General features: G+C 65.8%; 3 protein-coding genes. All 3 read right to left on the bottom strand.

Features of this window, described 5'->3' with window-relative positions; translation table 11 throughout:
- Positions 1-233: 233 nt before the first annotated feature.
- Positions 234-1,196: an alpha/beta hydrolase gene (locus ABNS06_RS02130; RefSeq protein ID WP_348672315.1), complete on the bottom strand. Its 963-nt coding sequence runs from the start codon at positions 1,194-1,196 to the stop codon at positions 234-236.
- A gap of 59 nt (positions 1,197-1,255) precedes the next feature.
- A complete protein-coding gene (locus ABNS06_RS02125) occupies positions 1,256-1,783 on the bottom strand; it encodes a GNAT family N-acetyltransferase (protein WP_348672314.1) in 528 nt (175 codons plus the stop codon).
- Positions 1,780-3,158, bottom strand: a 1,379-nt coding sequence (locus ABNS06_RS02120) for a TIGR00366 family protein (protein ID WP_348672313.1), incomplete at its 5' end; no start/stop codon positions are given. The genes ABNS06_RS02125 and ABNS06_RS02120, both read right to left, overlap by 4 nt.

The following is a 3,158-nucleotide window of genomic DNA, read 5'->3' as shown; positions in this document are numbered from 1 at the left end:
GGCAGCACGCCGGCCACATGCGCGGCGATCGCACCGGCCCACAGGCCGACCGCGAAGACGAACAAGGCCAGGGTCGGCCAAGCCACCGACGGTGCCTGGAACAGGGGATCATTCTTGGGAATACGCGGCCTGGGTTGGACTGTGACCGTCATGAGCGCACCGTGATTTGTTATTGATTAAACGTTCGTTTAATCATACGGCGGAACGCGCGGGCGTCAACTTCCGGGCTATGGCTACAGGTGCGGGAGCAAGGCCCTGGCGAAGCGGTCGAAGTCCTCGATCTGCGGCAGATGGCCCAGGCCATCGAACTCCACCAGCTCCGCGTCGGGAATACGTTCGGCGGTCCGCCGTCCGAGTTCCGGGTAATCGCCCAGCGTCTCCGCGACGGCCTTGGGCGCTTTGCCGCGGCCCGGCGCCGTACGATCGCGCTGGCCGATCATCAGCACCGTCGGCACGGTGAGATTCCCGAACTCGTGGACCACGGGCTGGGTTTGCAACATGTCATAGGTCAGCGCCTGGCTCCAGGCGATGGCGTCGCCGCGCTCGCCTTCGTAGAGATCGGCCAGGCGCCGTGCCCAGCGCTCGTACGCCGGCTTCCAGTCGCCATCGTAGTAACTGCGCAACTGATACTGCTTGATGGACGCGAAGTCCTTCTTCCGCTCGGCGGCATAGGCCGCATCCACCGGCGTGTGCGGCACGCCGAGCTGGACCCAGTCCTCCAGTCCGATGGGATTGACGAGAATCACCTTGCTGACGGCATCGGGATACTTGAGCGCATAGCGAGTACCGAGCATGCCGCCCATGGAATGGGCAATGACGAGGCTGCGATCAACGCCCAGCGAATCCAGCAGCGCCCGGGTATTGTCCGCGAGCTGGTGGAAGCTGTACTGATAGCGACGCGGCAAATCGGATGAACAGAAGCCGATCTGCTCCGGGACGATCACGCGATAACCGTTCTCTCGCAGCAGGCCGATGGTGTCGACCCAGTAATCCGCACAGAAATTCTTGCCGTGCAGCAACAGCGCGACGCCCTGCTCGTCGACGCCGGCCACCGGTTGGACATCCATGTAGCGCATCACCAACGCTTGCTGCTGCGACTCGAACTCGAAGCTCCGAGGCGGATAGGGATAGTCCGACGCGGCCTGCGCCGATCCGATGACACCCAGCAGGGCCAGCACGTGGATGATTCGTCGCATCTTGATTGCTTCCTTGACTGCGGGTGGTTTCGATGCGGATCGTCCGCCGGGGTTCCCGGTCAGCCCTCCACCAGTGACAGGCTGAACACCTCCAGCCCGTCGGCGCAGGCCGCATCCAGTTCCGGATGCCGTTCAAATCCGAGCTGGCTCAGCACGATCAGCGACCGCTGATTGTGGGGCATCACGACCGCGTACAGCGTGGTCAGGCCAAGCGCGGCCTGCGCATGCTCGATCACGGCCCGTGACGCCTCCAGCGCATAGCCCCGGCCGACATGAGCATCCAGCAGGGCAAACCCCAGATCCGGCCCCGGAAGCCCGTCACGCCGCACCAGCCCCGCCATCCCGATCGCCGCACCGGATGTCCGCTCGCAGATCAACCACAAACCGAACCCCTGCGCGGCATACCGCCCGGTCAGCCGGCTGCGGATGTAGTCACGTGCATCGTCCGGCGTCTCGATCCCGGATGGCGCGATGAAACGCGACCAGGACGCCTGAGTGACGAGTTCATGGATGAACATGACATCGGATGCGTCAGCCTCGCGCAGAAGCAGCCGCGGCGTGCGCGCGACGACCGCCCGATCCGTCACGAGTACCCGATCAGGACCGCCAGCACCATCGCGGCGCTGCCGAACAGCAGCACCTGCGCGGCCAGCGGCCAGATGAACCGCAGCCAGCGACCATAGGGCACACCGCAAACGCCGAGGATGCCCATCAGCACCGGATCGGCAGGGTTGATCATCGTCGTCAGGCCATCACCGAGCTGGTAGGCCAGCACGGCCACCTGCCGAGGCAGCGCGAGCACGTCGGCGATCGGTGCCATCAGCGGCATGGTGACGTAGGCCTGTCCGGAACCCGAGGGCACCGCGAAATTGATGCCGCATTGCAGCCAGAACATGCCGACGGCCGATCCCGCCGAGCCGAGCGCGCCCAGCGGTTCCGACAGGCCGTGAACGATGGTGTGCAGAATCTGCCCGTCGTCGAGCATCACCTGAATGGAGCGGGCGAAGCCGATCATCAGCGCCGTGCCGGCCAGGGCCGCGGCGCCGGTACTGAACTCCTTCGCGATCGTGTTGACGGACTGCCCCGCCACCAGCCCGGCGACGATCGCCATGGCGAAAAAGGTGGCGCCGAGTTCCTCCAGGTACCAGCCGCGGGTGATGATCCCCCAGACCACGATTCCCAGCAGGATCAGCGCGGACCACAGCACCGCCTGCATGCGGCCGGTCAATGGCGGCGGCTCTTCGGCCAGCGCGACCTGCGCCTCCGGAATGTCGACCACCAGCGAGGCCGCGGCATTGCGCCGGACGCGACGCCCGTAACGCCACACGTGCAGAAACCCCAGCCCCAGCAGCGGCAGGAACAACGCGATGCGGTAACCCGATCCGCTCAATGGCGGCAGCTCGGCGATGTCCTGGGCGATCAGCACGGTGAACGGGTTGAGCACGGCGGCGCCGTAGCCGATGGAATTGCCGATCACCAGAATCGCCGCGGCCGTCACCGCATCCATGCGCAGGGCGATGCAAAGCGCCGCCAGCACCGCGCCCAGGGCGATGTACTCCTCTCCCATGCCGATGCTGGACGAGCCCAGCGAAAAGCTGAGCAGCCCGATCCCGACCAGCAGCCCCGGGCGCGCGTCGAAACGCCTGAGCAGCCGTGCCAGGCCCGCGTCCACGGCGCCGGTGGACTGCAATACGCCCAGCGCACCACCGATGATGAGCACGAAAAAGATGATGCTCTGAGCCGATTCCAGTGCCCGCGGGATCACCGTGACCAGACTGGACACCGGCACCTCGGGTGCATCCTCGATCACCTGGAAGGTGCCCGGCACGACCACCTCGCGGCCGGCGTCATTCACCTCCGTCGAATAGCTGCCTGCCGGCAGCAGCCAGGTCAGCGCGAACGCGATGACGGTCATGCCATAGAGCAGGACCAGGGTGTGGGGAACGCGGAATTTCAGCATGG

The sequence above is a fragment of the uncultured Abyssibacter sp. genome (assembly GCF_964000955.1).
In the GTDB taxonomy this organism is placed as follows: Bacteria; Pseudomonadota; Gammaproteobacteria; order Nevskiales; family OUC007; genus Abyssibacter.
The sequence above is the reverse complement of the archived record's forward strand: the minus strand, read 5'-3'. Positions and strand labels throughout refer to the sequence as shown.

Bases quoted from the DNA above. Each gene is read 5' to 3' on its own strand.
- ABNS06_RS02130 (WP_348672315.1), bottom strand. From the start codon at position 1,196: ATGCGACGAATCATCCACGTGCTGGCCCTGCTGGGTGTCATCGGATCG.